Consider the following 26,076-nt stretch of genomic DNA (forward strand, 5'->3'; position numbering starts at 1 on the left):
TTGAGCGGTCGCTTCTCCACCCATCTATGAAATAAAGCTGTACTCGTCGGGCCGGTAGTGTTCGCGGATATAGGCGGCGCGGGTCAGCACATTGGGCTGCGAATTGGTGATGTGATCGCGCATGGCTTTGCGCAACCCTTCCTCATCGCGTTTCAGCACCATCTGGAAAACACCGATGTGCTCGGCAAGGAATGGCTCATATTCGGGCTTTTTAATGCGGCTGCCGACGACATGCTTGCTGAGCGTGAGAATGCAGTGCGTTCGCTTCAGGATGTTCAGGAACTCCTTGTTCGGGCAGGCCTGGAGACTGCGCTGATGAAGATCAAGCTCCAGCTCGTACATGGTGGAGGCCGAAACATCGGGATAGTCCGCAAGCGCCTGAGACAGGCGTGACAGCATAGCGTCGACATGCTCCGTCGAAAGCCCATCCAGCGCGCTTGCGAGCGCCACCGGTTCGATCTGCGCACGCACCTCATAAAGATCGCGGATACGCTGACTGTCGAGCGGCACGATCGACCAGCGAAAATTGTCGTCCTTTTCGGTAATGCCGAGCGTCTCCAACTTCAGCAATACATCGCGCGCCACGCCGCGCCCGACGCCGAAGTGGCGCGCAAGCTCGTTTTCATTGATGCGATAACGGCCAAAGAAGGAACGATGGACGATGATGCGCTCAACGTCTTCATAAAGCGCCTGCCAGGCAAACATAGGCCTGTCGTCGCCAGCAGCAAACAACTTGCCCAGATAGTCGCCAAGGTTGAGCCGTGTCGGCTGCGTCCCGGCCGCGCCCACGATAAAGCCGCGCCCGTCGAACCTGGCGATCAATCCATCATCGAACAACAATTGCAGTGCCTGGCGCACCGGCGCCCTGCTGCTGCCCATCAGATCGGCAAGAGCCGCCTCACTCAACACAAGCCCCTTGGGGAGTGCTCCTGCAAGGATCTCTCTCTTGAGCCGCCCATGAAGCTCCTCATAAAGGCTGGTCTTGCGCGAACCGCCGCTCTCTGACTGTGATACGCTCATGTCATCCAATGTCTCGCCTCTCAGGCCGCAGCCTGCGCAGAACATCGCACGAATAGTCGTTGCACAACAATATGGATGACGTGCTTGCAGCCCGGCAGCGTGCGGCCCTGGCCGAATAACCCAAGAGCAACGTGGCGCCTCATCGCACGAGCATGCGATGTCGTGACACGATGGTCACGATCGTCCTCGCCAATCCGAAACCGAGCGCTATATGGCTAAAATTGAGAGGCGGCTAACAAGTTTGCTCGCCCCAATATGGAGGTTCGTATGGCCAAATCTTCGCGCAAGGCGATCGAAGACCTTAGTATGGACGAGATATGTTCGCGTTTGGAGAAGCTGGCTCAAAAGGCAAGCCGTCTTTCAGCGAAATATGCCGGAGGCGAAATCGCTGCCAAAATCCAGGTCGATAACGTGACCGAGCACCCATAGCTTACGCACTCGATGAGCGAACCGACCGCTTGACCGACGGCCCTAGGTGGCAAGAAAGCCGCCGTCTACGGTCAGAACCGTTCCCGTCACCATTGCCGTATCAGACGAAAGCAGCATCGCAATCGTGCGCGCGACATCGTCAACTTCAGCAAAGCGACCAATTGGATGGCGCACCATCATTGGTTCCGACTTGGCTGGATCGCTCCATGCTTTGAGCGCAAGCTCCGTGAGCGTAATCGTCGGGGCTACGGCATTGACCCGGATACCATGCGGTCCGAACTCCTTTGCCAACACACGCGTCGCCCCTTCGAGGCCCGCTTTCGACGCCGCATAGCAAAGATGCTCCGGAAAGCCGCGGTGTCCGGCAATCGACGTGATGTTGACAATCGCGCCGCCGCCTCCGGCGGTCACACGTGCACGTCCAAACTCCTGACAGGTGATCAGCGCAGCGCGCAAGTTGATGCCCATCACGGCCTCGTAACCCGCCTCGGTCATATCAAAGCTGGTCTCGAGCACGTTGATTCCAGCGCTATTGATCAGGAAGTCGGCAGTCCCGGCCTCCTTCATCGCGGCACGAGTGGCCGCCGGGTCGGCAAGATCGACAAGGATAGACCGACTATCGATTTCCGCTCCTAAGCTTTCGAGGTCGATGGCCGTGCGTCCAAGCGCGATCACCTGCGCGCCGCGCTCCGCCATGATCTTCGCGCAGGCGCGGCCAATACCCTTTCCCGCGCCGGTGATAATGACGGATTTTCCCGCGAACTGCATAATTGTCTCCCATGAGGCTGTTTGGTTTCTCGGTCTATCTGGACGTTCAAGGCCAGCCCGGAGCGTGTCAAGGCGAATGCCATGGGCGGCGTTCCCTTGTGTCGGGAATGTCGCCCTGTTGAGTGAAAGCGCTTCTGATCCTCAGACGCGATCGAAATTGGTGGGAAGAACCAGAATATCGCGAATGGTCACTGTGCGTTTGCGTGTCAGGATATACTCGACGGCATCGGCCACCTCACCTGGATCGATGAGACTGCCTGACTCCTTTGCCTTGCGCAGGTTTTCCTCAGGCCAATCGGCAAGAAGCGCTGAAATGACCGGACCGGGTGAAACCTGGGAGACCCGGACCCCATAGGGGATCATCTGACGCCGCATCGTCTGAACGAAGCAGGTGATCGCCCATTTTGAGGACGCATAGACAGGTTCCCAGTGAACCGGAAAATGGCCCGCAATCGAGCAGGTGACGACAATATCGCCGGTCTTGCGTTCCATCATATGCGGGACGACCGCGTGAACATTTTTCATGACGGCATTGACGTTGAGATTGAGCATCTTGTCGATCGCTTCGCCCGTCGTCTCAGTCAGGTCGCCGCCGATGTAAGTGCCGGCGTTGCAATAGAGAATGTCGATGTGATCGACCTTCTTGAGAATTTCCAGGATCATTGCCGCGCAACTTTCAGCATCGATCAGGTTTGTCACCTGCGGGACTGCCCTGTTTCCGAATTTCTCGGCAAGCCCCGTCAGGCTTGCTTCGTCCCAGTCGACCATGACGACCGTTGCGCCGAGCGAAAGGAGTTTTTCGGTGGTGGCGAGCCCGATACCGGACGCCGCGCCGGTAATGACGGCAATCTTGCCTGCGAATGATTGAGACATGCATACTCTCCTGTGGTTTTGAACGACGTGAAGCAGTCACCGCCAATCACGGCCGATCTTGGTGCAAGTGGGATGATGAAGCCTCGAGTAAAGTCTTGGCGGCAGGGATTGATCACCACGACGTTCAGCCCGTTGCTAAAAATATCGCGCGGAACCGCAGCGGTCAGCGGGCCGAAGATGGGGCGCGGCCGCCGGATGTCACCCGAGCGGCCGGTCAGCCTGGATTCTCACCACAACAGGACGCCTCTTGATGCAAACCGAAAGCGTCGATCGGACGCGACCATGTCTGTCCATCCGCCTCGATCACAACAGCGTAAACGCGCTTTGATTGGATGCTGACGTCAGCATGAACTCTCACAGACCTCTCCAAGATCAGAAGGTTCTAGATTCAGCCATTCCCCATCACGTTCATCGACACGGTCAACTCTTCGAAAGCAAGATCCGCAAAATCCGATCCGAGGGCTGGATTGCAAGGCGGCTATGCCGATGCCCGCCGCGAGACCGGCGGCAGGCATCTGCTCTTCGGCTCGGAGAGAGTGTGAGCCTTAGATGTTGGCGAGCAGATCGTTGATGCGGGATTCCATGTCCGCAAGGGCAGCGTCGACGCCCTTCTGACCGGTGATCGCCGCGCTCATTTCCTGCCCGATAATATCCTGGATCGCAAACTGGCGCTGAACGGCCGATGGCAGCGGCGTGCCGAGCCGAGCGATTGACGATATCGTGTCACGATGCGGCAGGGCCTTGAACTGCGCCGAGTCTAGAACCGCCTTGACAGCCGGCAGATGGCCGGTCCGCGACCAATCGAAATCGTTGTCGCGGAAGAATTTCAGGAACTTGCCGATGGCGGCAGTTGCCTCCGGCGAACGATCCTTCTGCGAAACGGCCCAGCTGTGGCCGTCGGCATATTGCGCCTTCTTGCCGGCAAAAAGCTGAGGATAGGGGTAAACCGCGTAGCCGCCCTTGTTGAGGGCGGTACCAGCCTTTTGCGAAGACGCCGTATAATCGCCGATCACCCAGGTACCGTTCAGATGCACGCCGCCGTCACCGTTCAGGAAGGCGTTGATGCTGGCAGCGTAATCGAGATCCTTGGTCGTATCTCCGTTGTCATAGATCGCCTTGTACATCTCGAGAACCTTCTTGGCTTCGGGCGTATTCAGCTTGACCTTCTTCGGATCGGCGAAGAAGTCGGCATCCTGCTGGAAAAGGTAGGTGTAGAGATTGCGGGTATAGAGTGCGACCTCGTTGGCGAGGTTCTGTACGAAATAGGGCTTGCCCGTCTTTTCCTTGAACTGCTTTGCCTGCGCCAGGAGCTCCTCAGCGCTGGTCGGAAGCTTCGGCGTCCCGTCGGCATTGACGAGACCGGCCTTTTTGAAGAGGTCCATGTTGATGTGGAAGAGCATGGTCCAGTTGTCGATCGGCAGGCCGTAGATCTTCCCATCCTTGGTCACGCCGCCAAGGCTGGCATCGGTGAAATCGGACGGCGCAACGCCGACCGATTTCAGCAGATCGTCCAGCGGCATGATCAGGCCCTTGGACTGATAGTCTGCGAGCACGGACTGGTGGATGGTGACGATATCGGGCGGATCCCCTGCTGCGAACTGTGCCGTCAGCTGGTCGTAACCCGGCCACTCGACCGTGGTCACGGCGACGTGGATGTCTGGATTGTCGGCATTGAACTTGTTGATGAGCGAGGTGATGATCCCGCACTCGCCGACGGCTTTGCTGACGTCGGTGTTGGTACCGAAATCCGCATCACAGGCGCCGAAGAAGCGCTGGACGGTGAGCTCGGTCGCGGCGAAGGCCGGCGTCGCGCCGACAAGGGCGATGACCGATGCCGCGGCCAGCATGTATTTCCTCAAAGCATGCGTCATTCCAACTCCTCCTCTTGAGTTCTTTGATCGTTGGCTGCTGCCGCCTCAAAGGGCGTGTCGACCGTCGTCGCGATATCGTCTCTTCAGCGCACGGCGGCACCGGAGACGGCGGTCACGATGTATTTCTGGAAAAACAGGTAGAGAACGAGGATCGGTGCGCCGGCGAAGACCGCTTGCGACATCAAAAAGCCGAGACCCTCGGATTGTGCGAAGTTGGTCTGGGTCGAGGCAATGCCGATCGTCAGCGTGTACATTTCCTTCTTCGTTCCCGAAATCAGCGGCCAGAAGTAGTCATTCCAGGCGCCCAGGAACGTGAAAATGCCAAGTGTCGCCTGCGCCGGGATCGTCAACGGTAGCAGAACCGCCCAGAAGATCTTAAAACGGCTGGCATTGTCGAGCAGCGCCGCTTCGTCGAGCTCCTTCGGGATGGCTCGAAAATACTGCGTCATCAGAAACACACCGAAAGGTGCCGACAGACCCGGCAGGATCAGGCCGTGATAGGTATTGTGGAACTTCAGCCAACTGAACAGCTGGTGCCGGGCGATCAGGACGGCCTGTTCCGGAACGGCAAGGCCGAGCAGCACGATGATGAACAGCACATTGCGGAAGGGAAAATTCAGCCTGGCAAAGCCGTAGCCGGCAAGCGAAGACAAGATCAATGTCATGATCGTCAAACCGCCGGCAACGATGACGCTGTTTAAAATCCAACGGAAGACCGACGAGGTCGCAAGGATATTGATGTAGTTGTTGATCGTGTAGGGTGCATGGAAGACGGCGTTCATATCCGCCATCAATTCCTTGTTGTCCTTGAGCGAGAGCCCGATCACCCACAGCACCGGCGCCATCATGATCAGAGCGCAGAGGATGGTAAGGAACAGGATCACCCGATCGCCAGTCGAGCGACCCACCATATTGCCAGCGGAACCCATGCTCATCCTTCCTCTCCTTTGCGGCGCGAGATGAAGTACTGCGCCATGGCAGCAATCAGGATCAGCAGAAACAGAACCTCGGAAGCCGCGGCGCCCAGTCCAAGGTCCCATTTGGTGAAGGCAGCTTCGTAAATGTAAAAGACGATCGGTTTGGACACATTGTTCGGGCCGCCAAGCGTCATCAGTTTCGACTGGCCGAACAGCTGGAACTGAAGCACGACCTGAATGATGAGAACGAGGACGAAAGTGCGTCGGATCGACGGCAGGGTGATATATCGCAGCGTGCGCCAGCGGCTGGCATTGTCGAGTGCGGCAGCCTCGTAAATCTCCGCCGGCACCTGCTGTAGTGCGGAGAGAAAGAGCATCATCGGCAAACCAATGCACCACCAGACCGTCGCAATCGCAATGCCAATCATCGCAAGGTTCGGATCGGACAGGAATGCCGGTGAAGTCTTGCCGAACCAGCCATAGATCGTCGCAAGCAGGCCAAAGTTGCCGATGAAGACGATGCGCCAGATCAGCGTCACGATCGTTACCGACAGCACGGACGATGAAAAATAGATCGTGCGCAGGACGGCCGCCGTCTTCGTCTTCCGGTTGAGCGCCAGGGCCAGCATGAGCCCGAGAATGGCCAGAGCCGGCGCGGTCAGGAAGACGAAGTAGAATGTATTGCCAACCACCTGCAGGAAGATCTTGTCACGGAACAGGCGCACGTAGTTGTCGATCCCGACAAAGCGTCCGGTGCCGAAGGCATCTGCCTTGTGCAGGCTTAGCCACATGCCCCAGAACAAGGGTATGACGAGCAGCGTAACAAAGAAGAAGAGATAGGGAGCAACGAAAAGCGCGTTGCGCCACAGCGGAGCATTGATGTTCTGCACCTTGTTCCGGGTTCCGGCCCTGGTGGCCGATCGAACTTGCGACAACGTCACGTCAGCCATGGCCTGGTTCCTCATTATGCCAGGCGCGCCCCGCTGCATCGAAAATATGGCTGCGGGTGCCGTCGAGCATCAGCGCGATTTCCTCGCCGATGGCCACGCGACTATTGCCGATATCTTCGGCCACCAAAGTGCTGCCGTCCTTGAGGCGCGTATAGAGAAGCGTGCGGTCGCCTAGGCGTTCGAGCACTTCGACCTTGCCTGTTGTCGTCGCATCGCCACCTCCTGCGGGCTTTACCGCCTCGGCCCGAATGCCCAGCGAATGCGGAGCGGCATTGGGGCCTGAGGCACGGATTGCCGTCTGCAACATCGTGCCGTCGGGCAGCCTGGCGCACAGGAAGCCGTTGCGCTCGGAAAGGCCGACGTCGAGGAAATTCATCGTTGGCGATCCGACGAAAGTGGCGACGAAACGACTGGCCGGACGTGAGTAGATCTCCATTGGAGAGCCGATCTGCTCGATCTTGCGGTTGTTCATGACGACGATACGATCGGCAAGCGTCATCGCTTCGATCTGATCGTGCGTCACGAAGATCATCGTCGATTGGACACGATTGCGCAGTTGGGCCAGTTCGACACGGGTGCGCACCCGCAACGCCGCGTCGAGGTTCGACAAGGGCTCATCGAAGAGGAAGGCCTTCGGCTCCTTTACAATGGCGCGGCCGATCGCGACGCGCTGCCGCTGGCCGCCCGAAAGCTGGCCAGGCTTGCGCTCCAGCAGATGGCTGATCTCCAGCATGCGGGCAGCTTCGGCAACGCGGGCCGCAATCACGTCCGGCGCGACATTGATATTGCGCAGGCCGAACGCCATGTTGTCGGCGATCGTCATATGCGGGTAGAGCGCATAGCTCTGGAAGACCATGGCAACATCGCGTTGACCGGGCGGCAGTGTGTCGATGCGCTGCCCATTGATCGAAATGGCACCCTCGTCGACGCTCTCCAGGCCGGCAATCATCCGCAAAAGCGTCGACTTTCCGCAGCCGGAAGGACCAAGGAACACCATGAATTCGTTGGCCATGATAGATAGAGACAGATCGTCAAGGACGGTCACGGCGCCATAGCGCTTGCTGACATTCTGGATTTCGATATTCGCCGTCATCCGGTCACCTCGATGAGGCGGTCAGAACCCGAAAAGCCGATATCACTATATGTCTGACATGTGCGAACCGTGCGAATATCCATCATGAAGAACGGACACGCGTCAGTCGGCAACAGCGCCAAAACAGAAGCTTCTGCTTCCATCTCTTCCTCCCAGTGGCACGCCAAGACCGATGCATTGACATTAAATCATACTAATTCGATGTCAATGCATTTTCGATATAGATCAGAAATGCTGATTTACAATTCAGACCTGCAAACGGATCATCCGGTAGGACAAGGGGGCGATCTTTGCGTTAAGCTTCCCATCTGCAACCAGGGTGTCCCTCGCCCTGACCGGCGCGACATTGAAGGGCGCCTCGGCGGTATTGGTGATGGTGAGATCGGGGTGCGCGATAACCTGGTCGTCGACGACCTTTAACGCCCCGAAGCCAAGCAGGCTGACATCCAGGTCAAGCACGTCGTTCCCATGACGATTGACGATGAAGAATGTCAACGCACCGGCATCCGCATCGTGAACGGCGGAAACGTCCAGATACGGCACCTCGCCGAGTTCATCCACCTTATAGGTGGGGCTGTCGACCATCAGCCTCAGCGCCGTACCGCGACCGTAGACCGACGCGAAGTAGTAGGGATAGAAGATCGTCTGACGCCAGGCCGCCCCACCCGGCGTCGTCATGATCGGCGCGATGACGTTCACCAACTGCGCAAGGCAGGCGATTTTCACCACATCGGCGCGGTTGATGAAGGTGTTGAGAATACAGCCGACCTGCAGCACGTCCTCAAAGTTATAATCATCTTCGAGGAGTGCCGGGGCATGCGGCCAGCCATTGGCGCCGGCAAGCGTTGCCTTGTCGCGCTCCTTTGAATGGTACCAGACATTCCACTCGTCAAACGAGATATAGACATCCTTGGCCGAACGCTTCTTGGCCTTGATGTAGTCGATGACCCCGGCAACCGTGCCGATGTAACGGTCGAGTTCGAGGCTGCGAGCGAGGTAGTTTGCGGTGTTCTTGGCGCGGTTCTCGAAATACATGTGCAGCGAAATGTAATCGACCTCGTTGTAGGTATGGTCGAGAACAGTCGCCTCCCACTCCGGATAGGTCGGCATGTGGGCATTGGACGATCCGCAGACGACAAGTTCCAGGCGGCTGTCGAAAGCCCGCATGGCCTTTGCGGTTTCATGCGCCAGGCGACCGTATTCGTCAGCCGTTTTGTGACCGATCTGCCAGGGACCGTCCATCTCGTTGCCGAGGCACCAGAGCTTGACGTTCCAAGGCTCGGCCCGGCCGTTGGCGATGCGTCTGTCGCTCCATTCGCTGCCACCGGGATGATTGACATATTCGAGGAAATTGCGCGCCTCATCCAAGCCGCGCGAGCCGAGGTTGACCGCGAGCATCATTTCGGTGCTGGCGCTGACGCACCAATCGGCAAATTCGTGGATGCCGACCTGGTTGCTTTCCGAGGTGTGCCAGGCAAGATCGAGCCTGGTCGGCCGATTTTCCTTCGGGCCAATCCCATCCTCCCAGTTATAGGCCGAGACGAAGTTGCCGCCCGGATAGCGCACGATCGGAACGTTGAGCTCCTTGACGAGATCGATCACGTCCTTGCGCATGCCGTTGTCATCGGCGGTCACGTGCCCCGGCTCGTAGATGCCGGTATAGACGGCCCGGCCGAGATGCTCGATGAACGAACCGTAGAGACGCGGATCGATGTCCGAGATCGTATACTTGCCGTGCGCGGTCACCGCAGCCTTCATGACATCCTCCACTTTATCATATTCTGTGATCTATATCACAATTTAAGATGAATAAAGCGGAAGCCACGGCTGCGGTCAAGGGTAAATATCAGAAAAGCCGATTGGCTTAGCGGGTCCTGATGCGCAACAGGATATCCTGATCGTAATTGCCGAAGCCGCGGCCGAATATATTGATGCCGCCGGGATGCTTGGCATCGTCGCGCACGCCGATACGCAGACGAATCGAATGGTGCTCGTTGAGCTTGAGATCGGCCAACGTCACATTCGAAATGCGCAGGCCGTCGACAAAGGCACCGTCATCATTAATGCGGAAGCTCTTCAGCTTTCCGTATTGCGACCCTTTCAGCTTCCACCAATCGGGCGTAAAAACCCCGCGTTTGTCGCCGAAATCGCCGGGCGACGTCCAGGTTCCGATATCGACGCCGTTGACGGTGAGGGTAATGTCGGAGGGCCAGTCGGCACTTGTGCCGGGCACTTCAGAGCTCAACTCCATAACGAATTCGATCTCGCGAACATGGGCATTGGTCAGTCGCGCATTGTTGGGAAACTGGTATTCGACATGGCCACGGGTGAACCAGATAAGTGCCGTTTTCATCCTGTCGGGATCAAGGAATGTTGCCGGAACGTCGAGCAGCCCGATAATGCCGTCCACCGAGCAGAGACCGCATGGCGCCGTCACATCGAAGCTTGTATAGAGACCAAGCGGCATCGCCACCTCAATGGCATCTGGTTCAGCTTCCTTGATTTCATTCTTGAAGACCACGAGGATCTCGTCATAGACGCTATGACAGACCTTCTGATTGCCCTTGCGCGCCTTCTGCGTCTCGGTGCGGATCAACCCCGCCTCCTCGAGCATCTGCACATTGGTCGAGACGCTGGATTGCGGCAAATCAAGGATTTCAGCAATTTCGTTGACGTTCAGCGCGCCTCTCTCGTGCAACAATTTCAGCACCGAGATCCTTGCCGGCGATGCAAGTCCCTTCAGGACGGACATACCCTCCTCAGGGTGGACGACGAGAAAATTGCGACTCATAGGGGGTCCGATCAGCAAGATATGAACGCGTATCGACGCTCTATATCAGTATATCTGATTTAATCAATCGAATGCACGGCGGTCGCCCGCCCCTTGGGCAAGCAGACCCAGCCATCGGTTGCCTTCGGCTGCCTCCGGCCGCCTTCAACATTCACGGGTGTTGCATTGACCCGTTATCCCGATCAGGCCCGTCGGAAAACGGGTGCATGCTGCAGGCCTCAACGGGATCGGCAAGACCTCGGCGCCACATGGCCGCGCTACAACAAAATCTTGAGAAAAGCTTTTCTCATCTTGACTATCGCTATGAGAAAAGCTTTTCTCACATCAATTCGTGCGGGAGAGGTCATCTGCAAAATCAGCGTACCAAAAGCGGTCGAACGACGATTCACGATGTTGCGGCGGCTGCCGGCGTCAGCATTTCAACGGCATCGAAGGCATTGAACAATACCGGGCGGATGGCAGAGGAGACGCGCGACCGCGTCAAGCGGATGGCAGCAGAAATCGGCTTTCGTCCGAATGCCCTTGCCAAGAGCCTGCTCAGCAATCGCAGTTTCACCATCGGTCTTTTGACCAATGATACATACGGCCGCTTCACGCTTCCGGTGATGGCCGGGATTACAGAGGCGCTCGCCGATCACGGCGTCTCGGTATTTCTCTGTACCATCGAAGACGATCCGGCGCTCGGAAAGGTTCATGTGGACGCCATGCTCGACAAGCACGTCGACGGCATTATCGCTTCAGGAAAAAGGATCGATCGCCGGCTGCCGGTGGATCTCTCCAATCTACCCGTGCCGGTCGTCTATGCTTTCACCGAGGGCGCGCCCGACAGCGTGACCTTCTGCGCCGACGATTTTCAGGGCGCGACCCTTGCCGTCAAGCGGCTGATCGAGCTCGGTCGCCGCCGGATCGCGCATGTTACCGGCCCGGAGAGTTTCGTATCCGTGCGCGAACGCAGCCGGGCCTATCGCGGCCTTGTCGGCGACGCCTTTCCGGTGCTTTACGGGGAATGGTCGGAGGCCTGGGGGCATGAGGCGATCGCGAAGCTATGGATGGCGCCCGGTCCGAAACCCGATGGCATTTTTTGCGGCAACGACCAGATCGCACGTGCGGCCGTGGACGGGCTGCGCGAGCGTGGCGTGCGTGTGCCGGAGGATGTCTCCGTGATCGGCTTTGACAACTGGGAGATTGTCGCTGCCCAGACCCGGCCGCCGTTGACGACAGTCGACATGAATCTGAAAGCGCTCGGGCGCGAGGCAGGATTGACGGTCCTGGCGCTTGCCGAGGGACATGCCGTCGAACCGGGCATCAGGACGTTGCCGTGTGAATTGATCATTCGGCAATCGTGCGGAGGAGATTGCAAGCCTTAGTGGACGAAACGGGCAATGGGAGTTGCCCCAAGGGAGGAGAAACATGATGAAGCGATTTCTGGCCGCAACCGGCCTCATATCTCTATGCCTTACATCCGTAGCATCTGCCGAAAACCTCTCCATGTGGGTTCGAAGCGGCATTGGCGATTCCTTCAAGAAAGTCGTCGAGGCCTATAATGCCGGTCACGATGACAAGGTGACACTGACCGAGGTCCCCTTTGCCGAGCTCGTGCAGAAATATGCAACGGCCATTGCCGGCGGTCAGGCGCCCGACGCGCTGTCGATGGATCTCATCTACACACCTGCCTTTGCTGCGGCCGGCCAGCTCGAAGACCTGACCGACTGGGCCAAAAGCCTGCCCTACTTCAATTCTCTATCGCCTTCGCATGTGAAGCTCGGCACCTATGACGGTCATGTTTACGGGCTGCCGCTCTCCGTAGAGACCTCGGTTTTTGCCTGGAACAAGGATCTTTACAAGAAGGCTGGCCTCGATCCGGAAAAGGCGCCGGCGAGCTGGGAGGAAATCGAGCAGAATGCGGAAAAAATTCGCGCACTCGGCGGCGACACCTATGGCTTCTACTTCTCCGGCGGCGGTTGTGGCGGCTGCATGATCTTCACCTTCACGCCGCTCGTTTGGGGTGCCGGCGCAGATATTCTCTCTGCCGACAGCAAGAAGGCGACGCTCGACACGCCGCAAATGCGCAAGGCTATCGACATTTATCGCAGCATGGTGAAGAAGGATCTGGTGCCGGCGGGCGCGGCAAGCGACACCGGCGCCAATTTCCTCAGCATCAGCAACGGCAAAATCGGCCAGCAGAGTATCGGCGCCTTCTCGATCGGTACGCTGATTACCCAATATCCTGACATCCATTTCGGTGTGACACTGATCCCAGGCGTCGACGGCAAGCCCTCGTCCTTTGCCGGGGGCGACAATTTCGTCATCTCCAAGGGTACGAAGAAGCTCGATGCCGTGAAGAAGTTCCTCGAATATACCTACTCGCTCGACGGGCAGAAGATCATGGCGAAATACGGCAGCCTGCCGACGCGCGGCGATATCGCCGAGCAGGTGCTTCAGGGTCTTGATCCGCGCATGCAAGTCGGACTGAAGGCGATTTCCATCGCCAAGACGCCCTATACGCTGCAGTTCAACGATCTGATCAACAGTGCCAACGGCCCCTGGGCGGGCTTTACCAACGCCGCCATCTTTGGAAACGATGTCGACGGCGCCTTCTCCAACGCCCAGTCGGAAATGCAGTCGATCATCGACAACGCACAACAATAGTCGATCCATCAACATCGGGGAGCGCCAAAGGCTTCCCGGTTCATTCATCGCAACATCGGGAGCATTCCATGGCTGGCCCTGGAGCTATCGCAGCCGCGCGTCCTCGAAAAAGGCGAAGGCGTGCCGACTGGCACGGGTTTGTCTACATCGCGCCGGCCATGGCGCTCGTCTTGATTTTCTTTGTACTACCGGTTGGCTTCACCGTCTGGATGAGCTTCCACAACTGGCCGCTGCTTGGCAATCCGCGCTGGATCGGTCTTGGCAACTACACGCGCATGCTCTCGGACGTGCGCTTCATGTCGGCCTTGCGCTTTACCGCCTACTACACCGTCGTCGTGACGATCGCGATATTTGCCGTCGCCTTTCCCCTCGCCTTCTTTGTCGAGAAGCATAGACCGTTCGTCGGCCTCTATCGCACCATCATCTTCCTTCCGGTCGTCGTCGGGCTTGCGACAGCGTCACTGCTCTGGGTCTGGCTTGCCAATGTCGACAGCGGCTTCTTTGCACCGGTCGCACTGGCGCTTGGTCTCGTCGAGAAGAGACCGAACCTGCTTGCCGATTTCGACATGGCATTTGCAACCATCATCGTCATGGTCGTCTGGAAGATCGCCGGCTTCACCATGATCATTCTCCTGACCGGCCTACAGGCAATCCCGTCCGAACTGACCGAGGCCGCCCGGATCGATGGCGCAAAACGCTGGCAACGCTTCCGGCATCTGACGCTGCCGCTGATGCGCCGCACGATCGCGCTTGCGCTGATCATTTCCATCACCGGTTCGGTGCTCGCCTTCGACCAGTTCTACATCATGACTTCAGGCGGCCCGCAGAACCGGATGATCTCGGTGGTCTATTACATCTTCAACCAATCTTTCGTGTCCTTCAATCTCGGCTATGGCGCAGCACTGTCGATCGCGCTCCTGATCATTCTGGTGCTGATCAGCATCGTCCAGCTCTGGCTGCTGCGCATCGGGGAGGACAAACCATGACCACCGCAAAAGAGCGCCGTGCAAGGCGCAAGCTCTTCGGCAGCATCGGCTATCACGGTATCGGTGTCGTCATCGTCATTTTCTTCTTCGCACCGTTCGCGATCGCATTACTATCGTCATTTAGACATGGATCGGAGGCGAGCCTCCCGCCGCTGCCACCATGGCCAACGACCGGCTTTAGCTTAGACGCCTATCGCTCGCTTGATGGCTTTGGCGCGGGTGTCGTGCAGCATACGCTGAACTCGCTTTTCGTCTCGGTCGTTACCGTGATCCTAACCGTCATCGTCAGTCTGCTCGCCGGCTACGGCTTTTCTCGCTATCGGTTCCCCTTCAAAGGTGCACTCTTCATCCTGATTATCGCGACGCTGATGATCCCATTTCAGTCGATCCTGACGCCGCTCTTCATCATCCTGGCAAGGCTCGGCCTCAACAATTCGCTGATCGGGCTGACGCTCGTCTATGTGACACTGCAGCTCCCTTTTTCGGTGTTCATGATGCGCAACGCCTTCGACGCCGTGCCGAAGGAAATCGAGGAAGCCGCGCGCATCGACGGCGCACGCGATCTGAAACTTTTGTTCCGCGTTCTCTTTCCCTTGGTGCTGCCAGGTGTCGCGACCGTAGCAATCTTCGCCTTCCTCAATGCCTGGAACGAGTTTCTGGCGGCATTGGTGCTGCTGTCGAGCAACGAAAAGTTCACCCTGCCAGTACTGATGATCGCCGTCCGGACCGGTCGCCTCGGCGCCGTCAACTGGGGCGCGGTCCAGGCCGGCATCGCCGTCATGACCATCCCCTGCGTCATCGTCTTTCTGCTTCTGCAACGCTACTACATGCGCGGGCTGATGGCCGGCGCGGTGAAATAACCCTTTCAACAAGGATGAAACCATGTCTGACAGAGAAAATCGCCAGTTTCGCCCCCTCCCCGTCCCGAATGTCGAGCTTGCTGGCCTGTTCGGCGCCCGCCAGGATGCCATCTGCAACTCCACCGCCGCGACGCTGCTCGATCGCTGCGTCGAAGCCGGCATGATCAGGGCCATCGATGTCGATCAGCCAAGTCCTGGCATCGTTATTCCCTTGCAGGCATGGTCGGGCTCGACGCAGATGTTCTGGGACAGCGATCTCGGAAAATCCATTGAGACCATCGCCTATTCCCTTTATCGCCGCCCCAATGCCGAACTGGAGGCGCGCGCGGACGCCATCATCGACATGTATGAGAAGCTCCAGCAGGAAGACGGCTATCTGAACGCCTGGTTCCAGCGCGTCCAGCCGGGACGCCGCTGGACAAACCTGCGCGATCATCACGAACTTTATTGCGCCGGCCATCTGATCGAGGCAGCGGTCGCCTATTATCAGGCGACGGGCAAGCGCAAGCTGCTCGACATCATGAGCCGCTTTGCCGATTACATGATCACCGTCTTCGGACATGGCGAAGGCCAGCTTCGCGGCTATTGCGGCCATGAGGAAGTGGAACTTGCCCTCGTCAAGCTCGCCCGCGTCACAGGCGAGAAGAAGTATCTCGACCTTGCCAAATACTTCATCGACGAGCGCGGCCAGGAGCCGCATTTCTTCACCGACGAGGCAATTCGCGACGGCCGCGACCCCAAGAATTTCGTGCAGAAAACCTATGAATACAGCCAGTCGCACCGACCGGTGCGCGACCAGACGAAGGTCGTGGGCCATGCCGTACGCGCCATGTACCTCTATTCCGGCATGGCCGACATCGCCACGGAATATAACGACGACACGCTGACTGCGGCCCTCGAGACGCTCTGGGACGATCTGACCACCAAGCAGATGTATGTGACCGGCGGCATCGGACCTGCAGCCTCCAATGAGGGCTTTACCGACTATTACGACCTGCCGAACGAAAGCGCCTATGCAGAGACCTGCGCCTCCGTCGGACTGGTCTTCTGGGCGAACCGTATGCTGGGCCGCGGGCCGAACCGCCGCTATGCCGATGTCATGGAAGTAGCGCTCTATAACGGCGCAATGGCGGGGCTGTCACAGGACGGCAAGACCTTCTTCTATGAAAACCCGCTGGAAAGCGCCGGCAAGCATCATCGCTGGACCTGGCATCATTGCCCCTGCTGCCCACCCAACATCGCGCGCCTGCTCGCCTCCGTCGGCTCCTATATGTATGCCGCCGCCGACAACGAGATTGCCGTCCATCTCTACGGCGAGAGCAAGGCTCGCATTCCCTTGGCAGGCGGTGTGACCGTGCAGTTGTCCCAGGGGACGCGTTATCCCTGGGACGGCGCAATCCGCTTCGAGGTCAATCCGGATCGCAACGCGACATTTGCGCTATCGCTGCGCATTCCCGAATGGGCCGAAGGCGCCACGCTCGCAATCAATGGCTCGTCGATCGAACTGGCAACTGTGACGATCGATGGCTATGCTCGCATCGAGCGCGAATGGCAGGTCGGCGATCGTGTCGACCTTACCCTTCCGCTTATCCCGCGCACGCTGTTTGCCAACCCGAAAGTCCGCCAGGATGCCGGGCGCGCTGCTCTCATGCGTGGGCCGCTCGTCTATTGTGTCGAAACAACGGACAATGGTCAGGACCTCAACGGCATTTCGCTCGCAGGTGACCCGGCATCTGCCAAGAGCGGAGAGATTGCCGCGCTGGAAGGAGCTATCGCACTCGACGTTGCCGTGACACGGGAGACGGCTGACTGGGGTACCGATCTCTATCGGACCGCACCGCCGAACAGCACCTCCTCGACGGCGCGTTTCGTTCCCTATCATCTCTGGGACAATCGCGAGCCCGGCGAAATGCTGGTCTGGATCCGCGCCGACCAGATGCAGCGCGGAGCCTGAGATGACGAAGAACGGCATGCGCCTGACAGGCGTGCGAAAAAGCTTCGGTGGGCTTGCGGTCATTCACGGCATCGATCTCGACATACCCGAAGGCGCATTCGTCGTCTTCGTCGGCCCGTCCGGCTGCGGCAAATCCACTTTGCTGCGCATGATTGCCGGCCTGGAGGAGGTCACGGACGGCGAGATTGCGATCAAGGGGCACGATGTTACCGACCTCGATCCTTCCGAGCGTGGCATAGCGATGGTCTTCCAATCCTATGCGCTTTATCCGCATATGAGCGTACGCGACAATCTCGGCTTCGGGTTGAAGATGGCACGTGTTGGAGCTTCGGACATCGAAGCTCGGGTCAAGGCCGCCTCGGCGATCCTCAAGATCGACCATCTGCTCGATCGCCGGCCGGGCCAGCTTTCCGGCGGCCAGCGGCAGCGTGTCGCAATCGGCCGCGCGATCGTGCGCAAGCCGGACGTCTTCCTGTTTGACGAACCGCTCTCCAATCTCGACGCCGAGCTTCGCGTCTCCATGCGTATCGAAATCGCCCGGCTGCATCGCGAGCTCGGCAACACGATGATCTACGTCACACACGATCAGACGGAAGCTATGACGCTTGCCGACAAGATCGTCGTGCTCAAGGACGGCAGGATAGAGCAGGTAGGGAGCCCGCGCGAAGTCTATGAAGATCCCGCCAACAGCTTTGTGGCAGGCTTCATCGGATCGCCGCGGATGAACATGATCGAGGCGGAATGGGCCGGTAACGGCCTTGCAAGCACCGCCGGCGGCGCTATCCGGACTGACATCCGAGAAGCAAGCCTGTCATCCGGCGACAAGGTGGTGGTTGGCATGCGTCCGGAACATCTGACCGTCGTATCGGAAAGAGACGACGCCATTCGGGTCAAGGTCGATTTCGATGAATACCTTGGCGGGACCCGCTACCTCTACTGCCAAAGCGACGACGGCCAGAGCCTGGTTGCCGAGTACCGGGATGGACCGGAGATCCAGCGCGGCGACACCATCCATGTCCACTGTCATCCCTCGCGCCGCCGCTACTTCGACACACAAGGAAACCGCCTGCGCTGACCGCTCTTTGGCAGACGAACATCGGCGGATCATCTGACGAACGAGCTTGGCGATGCCCGAGCCTGTCAGCGCCCGGCGTAAACGACCACTTGGCGAGGTGGCTTTACGCCGGTGATCACGGCCCGTCGACATACGAATGCCAGCGTCACCGTTTCCATCGCCAATCTCTAATCTCCGGCATGTCCTCGCCATGCTGCCGGACATAGGCGTGATGCTCGACGAGCCTCGCCTCCAGAGCCTCCACGACGTCAGGCACTTTCTCTGCAAGGCCAGGGACACGGCTGATTGCTTCGAGCGCGAGATGGTAGCGATCGAGCTCGTTCAAAACGGTCATGTCGAAAGGGGTTGTGGTCGTACCCTCCTCGATAAAGCCGCGAACGTGGATGTTCCGGTGATTGGTGCGTCTGTAGGTCAAGCGATGGATCAAGTAGGGATAGCCGTGATAGGCGAAGATCACCGGCTTGTCCGTCGTGAAAATCCGATCGAACTCATGATGATCGAGCCCATGCGGGTGCTGCTCGGGATCTTGCAGGGCAAGAAGATCGACGATATTGACCGTGCGGATCTTCAGGTCGGGGATTGCAGCATGCAGCAGCATGACGGCGGCCAGCGTCTCCATGGTCGGAACGTCACCGGCGCAGGCCATGACGACGTCGGGCGCAATCGTATTGTCCTCGTAGCTTGCCCAGTCCCAAATGCCAGCGCCCACTTTGCAATGGGCGATTGCTTCATCCATCGTGAGCCACTGCGATTCCGGTTGCTTGCCCGCCACGATGACGTTGATCCGGTCGTAGGTTTGCAGGCAATGGTCTCCGACCCAGAGCAGCGTGTTGGCATCCGGCGGGAGATAGATGCGGACAATATCGGCCCGCTTGTTGGCGACGAGATCGACGAAGCCAGGATCTTGATGGGAAAATCCGTTGTGGTCCTGTCGCCAGACATGCGAGGTCAGGAGATAATTCAATGACGAAATCGGCTTGCGCCATTCGAGCTCGCGGCTGACTTTGAGCCACTTGGCATGCTGGTTGAACATGGAATCGACGATGTGGATGAAGGCCTCGTAGCATGAGAACAAGCCATGCCGTCCAGTCAGCAGATAGCCTTCCAGCCAGCCTTGGCAAAGATGCTCGCTCAAGACCTCCATCACCCGGCCATCGCGTGCCAAGTGGACATCGTAGTCCTCGATATGTTCCATCCAGACCCGGTCCGTCACCTCGAAGACGCTGCCGAGACGGTTCGATTCCGTCTCGTCCGGACCGAAGACGCGGAAGTTCTTCTCGTCGGCATTAAGTTTCAGCGTGTCCCGAAGATAATGCCCCAGGATCTCCGTCGATTGCACCTGCTTGCTGCCGCGGTCACCGATCTCGATCGCGTAATCCCCGATCGGCGGAACCCTAAGCTCCTTGCGCAGAAGGCCCCCATTGGCATGGGGATTGGCGCCCATACGCCTTGTGCCGCGGGGCGCGAGCGCCTTCAACTCCGCCTTGAGTTTGCCCTGCTGGTCGAAGAGATCTTCGGGATCATAGCTTCGCATCCAATCTTCGAGGATTTTTCTGTGGCCGTCGTCTTCCCGGCAATTCGACACCGGCACCTGATGGGCTCGCCAAAATCCCTCGACTTTCTTGCCATCCACCTCCTTCGGCCCCGTCCACCCCTTGGGGCTGCGAAGCACGATCATCGGCCAGCGGGGGCACGCCGCAGGCGCATTGCCTTCCCGTGCCGCATTCTGGATCGAGCGAATGCGATCGAAAACCTGTTCGAAGGTTGCGGCCATCTGCCGGTGCATGCTTGCCGGCTCGTGGCCTTCGACGAAAAATGGCTCGTATCCGTAACCTTCAAATAGATGCCTGAGATCCTCGTCGCTCGTGCGTCCGAGAATAGTGGGGTTGGCGATCTTGTAGCCATTGAGATGCAGGATCGGCAGCACCGCGCCGTCCCGGGCGGGATTGAGGAACTTGTTCGAATGCCAACTTGCGGCCAGGGGACCGGTTTCAGCCTCGCCGTCTCCGACGACACATGCGACGATCAGGTCGGGATTGTCAAAAGCTGCACCGAACGCATGGACGAGCGCATAGCCAAGCTCCCCGCCCTCATGAATGGAACCCGGGGTCTCAGGCGCAGCATGGCTCGGAATACCGCCGGGGAAGGAAAACTGCTTGAACAGACGCTGCAGCCCGTCGGCAGTCTCGGGAACCTCGGGATAGATCTCGCTGTAAATACCTTCGAGATAGGTGTTGGCCACCATACCGGGACCACCATGACCCGGTCCGCACATATAGATGATATCGAGATCGCGTGCCGTGATGATGCGGTTGAGGTGGGCATAGATGAAGTTCAGTCCCGGCGTCGTTCCCCAATGTCCGAGCAGTCGCGGCTTGATGTGCTCAGCCTTCAAAGGTTCGCGCAAAAGCGGATTGTTCATCAGATAGATCTGCCCAACCGACAGATAGTTTGCCGCCCGCCAATAGCGGTCGATCAGGGACAGTTCCTCGGGCGAAAGCGGTGCGGCGACTGCGGTCATGTTCGTCTCCTCGTTTTCGTCACGCAATGAGCCCTATCGTCTCATCGGCGATCACTTGTTCCTCGTCGGTTGGAATCACGAATAGCTTGACGGCGCTGGTGGTTGCGTTGATCGAGATCAAATTGCGCTCATTTGCGTCTCCGTCGATCTCAATACCTAACCATTGCAACCTTTGCGCAACGCGGGCTCTAATCTCCGGCTGGTTTTCGCCGATGCCGGCGGTGAAGACGATCGCATCGAGGCCGCCGATCGTAGAGCACATTCGGCCGATCTCCCCGGCGATGCGCAGACAGAACAGATCGATGGCCTCGGCGGCTTCCGGACGCTTGTCCTGCAAAAGAACGCGCGTATCACCGCTGATGCCGGAAACGCCCAGCAGCCCGCATTCATGGTAGAGGAAGTCCTCGATTTTCTCAGGCTGATGCGGGCCGCTTCGCATCAGATAAAGCAGGGCACCGGGATCGAGCCATCCCGGGCGCGTTGCCATCGGAATGCCGTCAAGCGCCGAAAACCCCATGCTTGTGTCGCAACTGATCCCGTTTTCCATGGCACAGAGGCTGGCGCCACTGCCGAGATGACAGGCAATGACCTTGCCTCGTGCCACCGCCGGATCGATCTCATTGAGCTTCGAGGCGATGTATTTGTAGGAGAGCCCGTGAAAACCGTACCGGCGCACGCCGTCATCGTGCAACGCCCTCGGGATCGCAAGCCGCCTGACAATATCTGCTTGAGAAGAATGAAAGGCGGTATCGAAGGATGCGGTTTGCCGAATGTCGGGGCGAAGTTTTCGAAGCGAGCGGATGACGCGCAGCGCCTGCGGCTGGTGCAAGGGCGCGAGCGGGACAAGGCCCTCCACGCGTTCGATATTGGCATCGTCAAGCAATACCGGCCCTTGAAACTGCAGGCCGCCATGAACGATGCGGTGGGATGCCGCAAGTAGCGTGCCGGGGAGATGGCCAAGGATGTGATCGAGGGTCTCGCTGACGACGGAGACGAAATTCTCCGCGTTATCTCCTGTAAGCGTCTTTTCGTATCGATCGTCTCTGATCGAGTAGGCGAGCGACAACGGCGCCTTATCGAAGTCGATCTTTCCGCGACCGATATTCCTGGCATGGCGGCCCGTCTGTTCGAAGACCCCGATCTTCAGGGTCGAGGATCCGGCATTGAATGTCAGCAGGACGTCGTCGGTCATGATAAGCCTCGGATCAGAGGGTACTGCCACCCCAAGTTAGGGCATTTGCGCACGGAAGCAATCAAGCAACCAGGCCCGTGCGACGCTATATCGCAACTGATAGTTGTCAGTCTTGTGACAGAGCTGACGAGCTGTGCCTTGGTGGTACAGGCGAAAAATCATTCGCACTTCAGCAGTCTTGCAGCTCTGGACAGATACGACGGACTGCCGCAACAGCCTCGCCGTGCCATTATCTCAGGAACTTCCTGAATCTTCCTAGAGCCAGGAAAAACAAAACCGCGCCGATAGCAAGCAAGGATAAAAGCTGCGGCCAGACGACATCGATGCCTGCGCCTCGAAAGAGCACGGCTTGCGCCAGAATGACAAAATGAGTGTTCGGCGCAAGGAGCATGATGTTCTGAATGATATCGGGCATGCTTTCGCGCGGTGTCATGGCACCGGACAGGACCTGCAGCGGCAAGAGCACGAGAATCAGGAGTAGGCCGAATTGTGGCATCGAGCCCGCGATGGTAGCCAGAAATATTCCCATTGCCGTCGTTGCAAAAAGCTGGAGCGCTGTTCCAAGCAGAAACAGCGCCATCGAGCCTTCGATAGGTACGCCAAGCAGCCCCTTGACCACCACGAAGACGGAGAAAGCCGTGGCAACCAGGACCACGAGCCCCATCGACCAGATCTTGCTCAGCATGATCTCCAGCGGGGTTACGGGCATGACGAGCAAATGCTCGATCGTGCCATGCTCCTTTTCGCGAATGAGGGCGGCACCCGTCAAGACGATCGAAAGCATCGTGATCGAGGTGATGATGTTGTTGATCGAGCCGAACCAGGATTTGTTGAGCTGCGCATTGAATCTGGCCCGCAAGGTCAGCTCCACCGGCACGTTACTGGCAGCGCGATAGCGCTTCATGAACTCGTCGACCTCGCTCGTGACGATGGTCTGGATATAGCCGCTCCCGGAGAAAGCCTGGCTCATGCGGGTGGCGTCGACATTAAGCTGAATGGCCGGCTGTTGCCCCGCCATGACCTTGCGTTGGAAGTCCGGGGGGATGTTAAGCGCAAAGGTATCGAGGCCCGCATCCATTCGCTGATCCATCTCTGCGATGGAAATCTGCTTTGGCGGCACGAAATACGGCGGGTAGAACGCCGTGCTGATACGGCCTGACAGCGGCGACTGATCCTCGTCGACGATGGCGACAGCCGCGTTGTTCAACGTTTCCGGCAAGGCGCTGGAACCGGTGTAGATCTGCAACGTGAATGCATAGACGACGAGCAGGACGAGCATCGGATCGCGGGCCAGACCACGCAACTCCTTGATCCCTAGCTGCAGGATATTGGACAATGCCATGTCATCCCTCCTGCTTCTTGATAAGGAGCGTGCCCAGGATCGAAAGGATCGGGATCGCGATCAATAGCGGAATAAAGGAACCATAGAGGCCCGCAAAGTCGAGCGCCTTCGAGAAGGTGCCGCGAGAAATCGTCATGAAATAGGTTGCCGGATAGAGCTTGCCGATCAATGCACCTGCGCCCTGCAATGACGAAACCGGGTCGATCATGCCGGAATATTGCGTCGCAGGTATCAAGGTCAGTAGCGCAGTGCCAAAAATGGCCGCGATCTGGCTTTTCATGAAGGAGGAGATGACGATGCCGATCGAAGTCGCGATGATGACATAGAGCAGCGCCGCCGTCAGATAGGTCAGATAGCTGCCCGTAAAGGGAACGCGGAAAACCAGCGTTGCAAAGGCTGTCAGCAGAACAAAGTTCAATACTCCCAGCGCGATATAGGGCAATTGCTTGCCGATCAGGAATTCCAGCTTGCTGACGGGCGTGACGTATAGGTTGATGATCGAGCCAAGTTCCTTCTCGCGCACGACACTCAAGGCTGCAAGCATTGCCGGGATGAGCATCAACAGCAGCGGGATGACTGCCGGGACCATTGCCACCAGGCTTTTAACGTCGGGATTATAGCGAAAGCGCGTTTCGATCGTGAAAGCGCCTTGCGTCGCCGCCGGTCCGTAGAGCTCCTTTGCCTTGCGTGCCAGCCAACTGGCGTGCATGCCCTGAACATAACCCCTGACCGTTTCGGCCCGTTGCGGCATGGCTCCATCAATCCATGCGCCGATCTCGACATTGTCGCCGCGCAATACGTTTCGTCCGAAGCCTGGCGGTATCTCGATGGCAAGACTGAGTTCGCCGTCGCGCATGCGCCGATCCATGTCGGCATAGTCCTTGATCGGTGGCTTTTCGATGAAGTATCGCGAGCCGGCAATATCGAGCACGTAGTCGCGGCTGATGGTCGAATCGTCGCGGTCGAGCACGGCAAAGGTCAGATCCTCGACATCGAGGTTGATGCCATAGCCGATCACGAACATCAGGATAACGCTCCCGAGAACGGCAAGTGTGCCACGAATGGGATCGCGCTGCAGCTCCAGCGCTTCGCGGCGCGTATAGCTGAACATCCGCCTAAAATCGAAGAGCCGTCGGCGGACCGGCATTGCGGGTGGCTCGTGAGCGTTTGCCATCACGACAGGCTTGGCTTCTTCGCCTCGAACGATACCCGACGCTTCCTCGAGATAAGCAATGAATGCATCTTCCAGCGTCGCCGCGTCGCGGCTGCGGGCGATGGCCGCCGGCGTGTCGCTAATCAGCACCTTGCCCGCATGCATCAGCGAAATTCGATCGCAGCGCTCGGCCTCGTTCATGAAATGGGTCGAGATGAAGATCGTCACATCATCCTTGCGAGAGAGGTCCACAAGGATCTGCCAGAAAGCATCGCGCGCAACCGGGTCGACACCCGAGGTCGGCTCGTCAAGAATGAGAATGTCCGGCGCGTGAATCATTGCAACCGCAAGCGACAGCCGCTGGCGGATGCCGAGCGGCAGTGCGTCCGGCAGCGCATCCATCACATTGCCCAGCCCGAAGCGATCCGTCATTTCGGCGATGCGTGCGGGAATCCGCTCTTCGGCCAGTTTGAAAAGACGGGCATGAAGATCGAGGTTCTGCCGGACTGTCAGCTCGCCATAAAGCGAGAAGGCTTGGCTCATGTAGCCGACCCGACGTCTGACCGCCATATCGCTGGCGTCGACCTTGCGGCCGAAAAGCTTGGCTTCGCCTTCGCTCGCGGCAAGCAGCCCCGTCAGCATCTTCATCGTCGTGGTCTTGCCGCACCCATTCGAGCCCAGAAAGCCGAATATCTCGCCCTTTGGTATCTGAAAGCTGACATTGTCGACGGCAGTAAAATCGCCGAACCGCATGCTGAGGTGACTGGCCTCGATGGCGTAGACACCCTCAGCGGCCTTCGGGCGTGGCGGAATGATGATCTCGTGATGGTCACGGCGATCGGCCTCCGGAAGCAGAGCGATGAAGGCAGCATCGAGATCGCTGGTCTGCGTGCGTTCAAGAAGTTGCTTGGGAGTGCCGGTATCAAGGACTTTGCCGGCATTCATCGCGATCAGCCAGTCGAACCCGGCCGCCTCCTCCATATAGGCGGTCGCGACGATGACGCTCATACCGGGCCGGCTTGTCCGAATGCTGCCAATCAACTCCCAGAATTGCCGACGCGATAGCGGATCGACGCCGGTGGTCGGCTCGTCCAGAATAAGCAGGTCAGGATCGTGAATGAGCGCGCAGCACAATCCGAGCTTCTGCTTCATACCACCCGACAGTTTCGCGGCCGGACGCTGCGCAAACGGTCCGAGACCGGTGCTGTCGAGCAATTCGGCAATCCTGGCTTTCCGTTCTTCCTTGCCTTGTCCAAAAAGGCGCCCGAAGAAATCGACATTCTCGAAGACGGAAAGGGTTGGATAGAGATTCTTGCCGAGCCCCTGCGGCATATAGGCAATCCGTGGGCATGTCCGGTCGCGATGCCGGGCATCGCTCATGTCTCCGCCGAATACCTCTACTCGTCCCGTCTGCACCGCGCGGGCGCCTGAAATCAGCGACAATAGGCTGGATTTGCCGACGCCATCGGGGCCGATCAAGCCGGTCATCCGCCCCGAAGGAATTTCAAGCGCGATGTTGTCCAGCCCAATCGCATTTTTGTAGACGAGCCGAACATCGGCCAGCCTGGCAACTGCGACGTTGCTCTTCTCGTCTTTCGGTATACGTTCGACCGCGTCCACCATATCGTCAAC

The 26,076-nt window shown here is 58.4% G+C and carries 20 protein-coding genes; 6 read left to right on the plus strand and 14 right to left on the minus strand.

Going from position 1 to position 26,076, the window contains the following annotated elements; genetic code table 11:
* Positions 1-24: 24 nt before the first annotated feature.
* The 10 genes from ACIQJ2_RS29610 to ACIQJ2_RS29655 form a co-directional block, all read right to left on the minus strand.
* Positions 25-1,020 (minus strand): GntR family transcriptional regulator, encoded by a 996-nt coding sequence (locus ACIQJ2_RS29610; RefSeq protein WP_400674083.1) that lies wholly within the window; start codon positions 1,018-1,020, stop codon positions 25-27.
* A 471-nt stretch (positions 1,021-1,491) separates the two neighbouring features.
* Positions 1,492-2,217, minus strand: a complete 726-nt coding sequence (locus ACIQJ2_RS29615) for an SDR family oxidoreductase (protein WP_400674081.1) — start codon at positions 2,215-2,217, stop codon at positions 1,492-1,494.
* A gap of 141 nt (positions 2,218-2,358) precedes the next feature.
* Positions 2,359-3,090, minus strand: coding sequence for an SDR family oxidoreductase (locus tag ACIQJ2_RS29620; RefSeq protein WP_400674079.1), 732 nt, complete (start codon positions 3,088-3,090; stop codon positions 2,359-2,361).
* 545 nt (positions 3,091-3,635) lie between these two features.
* Positions 3,636-4,961 (minus strand): ABC transporter substrate-binding protein, encoded by a 1,326-nt coding sequence (locus ACIQJ2_RS29625; RefSeq protein WP_400674077.1) that lies wholly within the window; start codon positions 4,959-4,961, stop codon positions 3,636-3,638.
* 83 nt (positions 4,962-5,044) lie between these two features.
* The gene (locus ACIQJ2_RS29630) at positions 5,045-5,896 is read right to left on the minus strand and encodes a carbohydrate ABC transporter permease (RefSeq protein WP_400674074.1); all 852 of its coding nucleotides are present in this window, start codon (positions 5,894-5,896) and stop codon (positions 5,045-5,047) included.
* Positions 5,893-6,828 carry a carbohydrate ABC transporter permease gene (locus ACIQJ2_RS29635; RefSeq protein WP_400674072.1) on the minus strand — a complete coding sequence of 312 codons (936 nt, stop codon included), beginning with the start codon at positions 6,826-6,828 and terminating at the stop codon, positions 5,893-5,895. Before ACIQJ2_RS29635 ends, ACIQJ2_RS29630 begins: the two co-directional genes overlap by 4 nt.
* Positions 6,821-7,921 (minus strand): ABC transporter ATP-binding protein, encoded by a 1,101-nt coding sequence (locus ACIQJ2_RS29640; protein WP_400674069.1) that lies wholly within the window; start codon positions 7,919-7,921, stop codon positions 6,821-6,823. The genes ACIQJ2_RS29635 and ACIQJ2_RS29640 overlap by 8 nt, the downstream gene beginning before the upstream one ends.
* On the minus strand, positions 7,918-8,064 hold the full coding sequence (locus tag ACIQJ2_RS29645; protein ID WP_199149647.1) for a hypothetical protein: 147 nt from the start codon (positions 8,062-8,064) through the stop codon (positions 7,918-7,920). The genes ACIQJ2_RS29640 and ACIQJ2_RS29645 overlap by 4 nt, the downstream gene beginning before the upstream one ends.
* Before the next feature lie 103 nt (positions 8,065-8,167).
* Positions 8,168-9,679, minus strand: a complete 1,512-nt coding sequence (locus ACIQJ2_RS29650) for an alpha-N-arabinofuranosidase (protein WP_400674064.1) — start codon at positions 9,677-9,679, stop codon at positions 8,168-8,170.
* A gap of 106 nt (positions 9,680-9,785) precedes the next feature.
* Positions 9,786-10,712 (minus strand): transcriptional regulator, encoded by a 927-nt coding sequence (locus ACIQJ2_RS29655; protein ID WP_184706887.1) that lies wholly within the window; start codon positions 10,710-10,712, stop codon positions 9,786-9,788.
* 248 nt (positions 10,713-10,960) lie between these two features.
* Here ACIQJ2_RS29655 and ACIQJ2_RS29660 point away from each other — a divergent pair, with 248 nt between their 5' ends.
* The 6 genes from ACIQJ2_RS29660 to ACIQJ2_RS29685 all read left to right on the plus strand — a co-directional run bounded on the left by ACIQJ2_RS29660 (position 10,961) and on the right by ACIQJ2_RS29685 (position 18,236).
* Positions 10,961-12,079: a LacI family DNA-binding transcriptional regulator gene (locus tag ACIQJ2_RS29660; protein ID WP_400674125.1), complete on the plus strand. Its 1,119-nt coding sequence runs from the start codon at positions 10,961-10,963 to the stop codon at positions 12,077-12,079.
* Between the two features lie 43 nt (positions 12,080-12,122).
* Positions 12,123-13,361, plus strand: a complete 1,239-nt coding sequence (locus ACIQJ2_RS29665) for an ABC transporter substrate-binding protein (protein ID WP_400674061.1) — start codon at positions 12,123-12,125, stop codon at positions 13,359-13,361.
* Between the two features lie 68 nt (positions 13,362-13,429).
* A complete protein-coding gene (locus ACIQJ2_RS29670; RefSeq protein WP_400674058.1) occupies positions 13,430-14,347 on the plus strand; it encodes a carbohydrate ABC transporter permease in 918 nt (305 codons plus the stop codon).
* Positions 14,344-15,207 carry a carbohydrate ABC transporter permease gene (locus tag ACIQJ2_RS29675; protein ID WP_199149651.1) on the plus strand — a complete coding sequence of 288 codons (864 nt, stop codon included), beginning with the start codon at positions 14,344-14,346 and terminating at the stop codon, positions 15,205-15,207. Before ACIQJ2_RS29670 ends, ACIQJ2_RS29675 begins: the two co-directional genes overlap by 4 nt.
* 22 nt (positions 15,208-15,229) lie before the next feature.
* Positions 15,230-17,161 carry a glycoside hydrolase family 127 protein gene (locus ACIQJ2_RS29680; protein WP_400674055.1) on the plus strand — a complete coding sequence of 644 codons (1,932 nt, stop codon included), beginning with the start codon at positions 15,230-15,232 and terminating at the stop codon, positions 17,159-17,161.
* A 1-nt stretch (position 17,162) separates the two neighbouring features.
* Positions 17,163-18,236, plus strand: coding sequence for an ABC transporter ATP-binding protein (locus ACIQJ2_RS29685; RefSeq protein WP_400674053.1), 1,074 nt, complete (start codon positions 17,163-17,165; stop codon positions 18,234-18,236).
* Positions 18,237-18,381: 145 nt separating this feature from the next.
* On the opposite strand, the gene ACIQJ2_RS29690 is transcribed toward ACIQJ2_RS29685, so the two are convergent.
* The 4 genes from ACIQJ2_RS29690 to rbbA form a co-directional block, all read right to left on the minus strand.
* Positions 18,382-20,757, minus strand: coding sequence for a phosphoketolase (locus ACIQJ2_RS29690; RefSeq protein WP_400674050.1), 2,376 nt, complete (start codon positions 20,755-20,757; stop codon positions 18,382-18,384).
* Between the two features lie 19 nt (positions 20,758-20,776).
* Positions 20,777-21,949 (minus strand): acetate/propionate family kinase, encoded by a 1,173-nt coding sequence (locus tag ACIQJ2_RS29695; protein WP_400674047.1) that lies wholly within the window; start codon positions 21,947-21,949, stop codon positions 20,777-20,779.
* Positions 21,950-22,178: 229 nt separating this feature from the next.
* Entirely contained in the window at positions 22,179-23,291 is a 1,113-nt protein-coding gene (locus tag ACIQJ2_RS29700) for an ABC transporter permease (protein ID WP_400674044.1), read from the minus strand.
* A 1-nt stretch (position 23,292) separates the two neighbouring features.
* Positions 23,293-26,067: a ribosome-associated ATPase/putative transporter RbbA gene (gene rbbA / locus ACIQJ2_RS29705; protein ID WP_400674041.1), complete on the minus strand. Its 2,775-nt coding sequence runs from the start codon at positions 26,065-26,067 to the stop codon at positions 23,293-23,295.
* Positions 26,068-26,076: the final 9 nt, after the last annotated feature.

Source organism: Rhizobium sp. NPDC092011 (assembly GCF_044756305.1).
Lineage (GTDB): Bacteria > Pseudomonadota > Alphaproteobacteria > Rhizobiales > Rhizobiaceae > Rhizobium.

Coding starts and splice junctions, on each gene's coding strand:
- ACIQJ2_RS29695 (WP_400674047.1), bottom strand. CDS start 21,949: ATGACCGACGACGTCCTGCTGACATTCAATGCCGGATCCTCGACCCTG.
- ACIQJ2_RS29700 (WP_400674044.1), bottom strand. CDS start 23,291: ATGGCATTGTCCAATATCCTGCAGCTAGGGATCAAGGAGTTGCGTGGT.
- ACIQJ2_RS29680 (WP_400674055.1), top strand. CDS start 15,230: ATGTCTGACAGAGAAAATCGCCAGTTTCGCCCCCTCCCCGTCCCGAAT.
- ACIQJ2_RS29620 (WP_400674079.1), bottom strand. CDS start 3,090: ATGTCTCAATCATTCGCAGGCAAGATTGCCGTCATTACCGGCGCGGCG.
- ACIQJ2_RS29670 (WP_400674058.1), top strand. CDS start 13,430: ATGGCTGGCCCTGGAGCTATCGCAGCCGCGCGTCCTCGAAAAAGGCGA.
- ACIQJ2_RS29610 (WP_400674083.1), bottom strand. CDS start 1,020: ATGAGCGTATCACAGTCAGAGAGCGGCGGTTCGCGCAAGACCAGCCTT.
- ACIQJ2_RS29660 (WP_400674125.1), top strand. CDS start 10,961: ATGGCCGCGCTACAACAAAATCTTGAGAAAAGCTTTTCTCATCTTGAC.
- ACIQJ2_RS29640 (WP_400674069.1), bottom strand. CDS start 7,921: ATGACGGCGAATATCGAAATCCAGAATGTCAGCAAGCGCTATGGCGCC.
- ACIQJ2_RS29650 (WP_400674064.1), bottom strand. CDS start 9,679: ATGAAGGCTGCGGTGACCGCGCACGGCAAGTATACGATCTCGGACATC.
- ACIQJ2_RS29685 (WP_400674053.1), top strand. CDS start 17,163: ATGACGAAGAACGGCATGCGCCTGACAGGCGTGCGAAAAAGCTTCGGT.
- ACIQJ2_RS29615 (WP_400674081.1), bottom strand. CDS start 2,217: ATGCAGTTCGCGGGAAAATCCGTCATTATCACCGGCGCGGGAAAGGGT.
- ACIQJ2_RS29645 (WP_199149647.1), bottom strand. CDS start 8,064: ATGGAAGCAGAAGCTTCTGTTTTGGCGCTGTTGCCGACTGACGCGTGT.
- ACIQJ2_RS29630 (WP_400674074.1), bottom strand. CDS start 5,896: ATGAGCATGGGTTCCGCTGGCAATATGGTGGGTCGCTCGACTGGCGAT.
- ACIQJ2_RS29665 (WP_400674061.1), top strand. CDS start 12,123: ATGATGAAGCGATTTCTGGCCGCAACCGGCCTCATATCTCTATGCCTT.
- ACIQJ2_RS29655 (WP_184706887.1), bottom strand. CDS start 10,712: ATGAGTCGCAATTTTCTCGTCGTCCACCCTGAGGAGGGTATGTCCGTC.
- ACIQJ2_RS29675 (WP_199149651.1), top strand. CDS start 14,344: ATGACCACCGCAAAAGAGCGCCGTGCAAGGCGCAAGCTCTTCGGCAGC.
- rbbA (WP_400674041.1), bottom strand. CDS start 26,067: ATGGTGGACGCGGTCGAACGTATACCGAAAGACGAGAAGAGCAACGTC.
- ACIQJ2_RS29625 (WP_400674077.1), bottom strand. CDS start 4,961: ATGACGCATGCTTTGAGGAAATACATGCTGGCCGCGGCATCGGTCATC.
- ACIQJ2_RS29690 (WP_400674050.1), bottom strand. CDS start 20,757: ATGACCGCAGTCGCCGCACCGCTTTCGCCCGAGGAACTGTCCCTGATC.
- ACIQJ2_RS29635 (WP_400674072.1), bottom strand. CDS start 6,828: ATGGCTGACGTGACGTTGTCGCAAGTTCGATCGGCCACCAGGGCCGGA.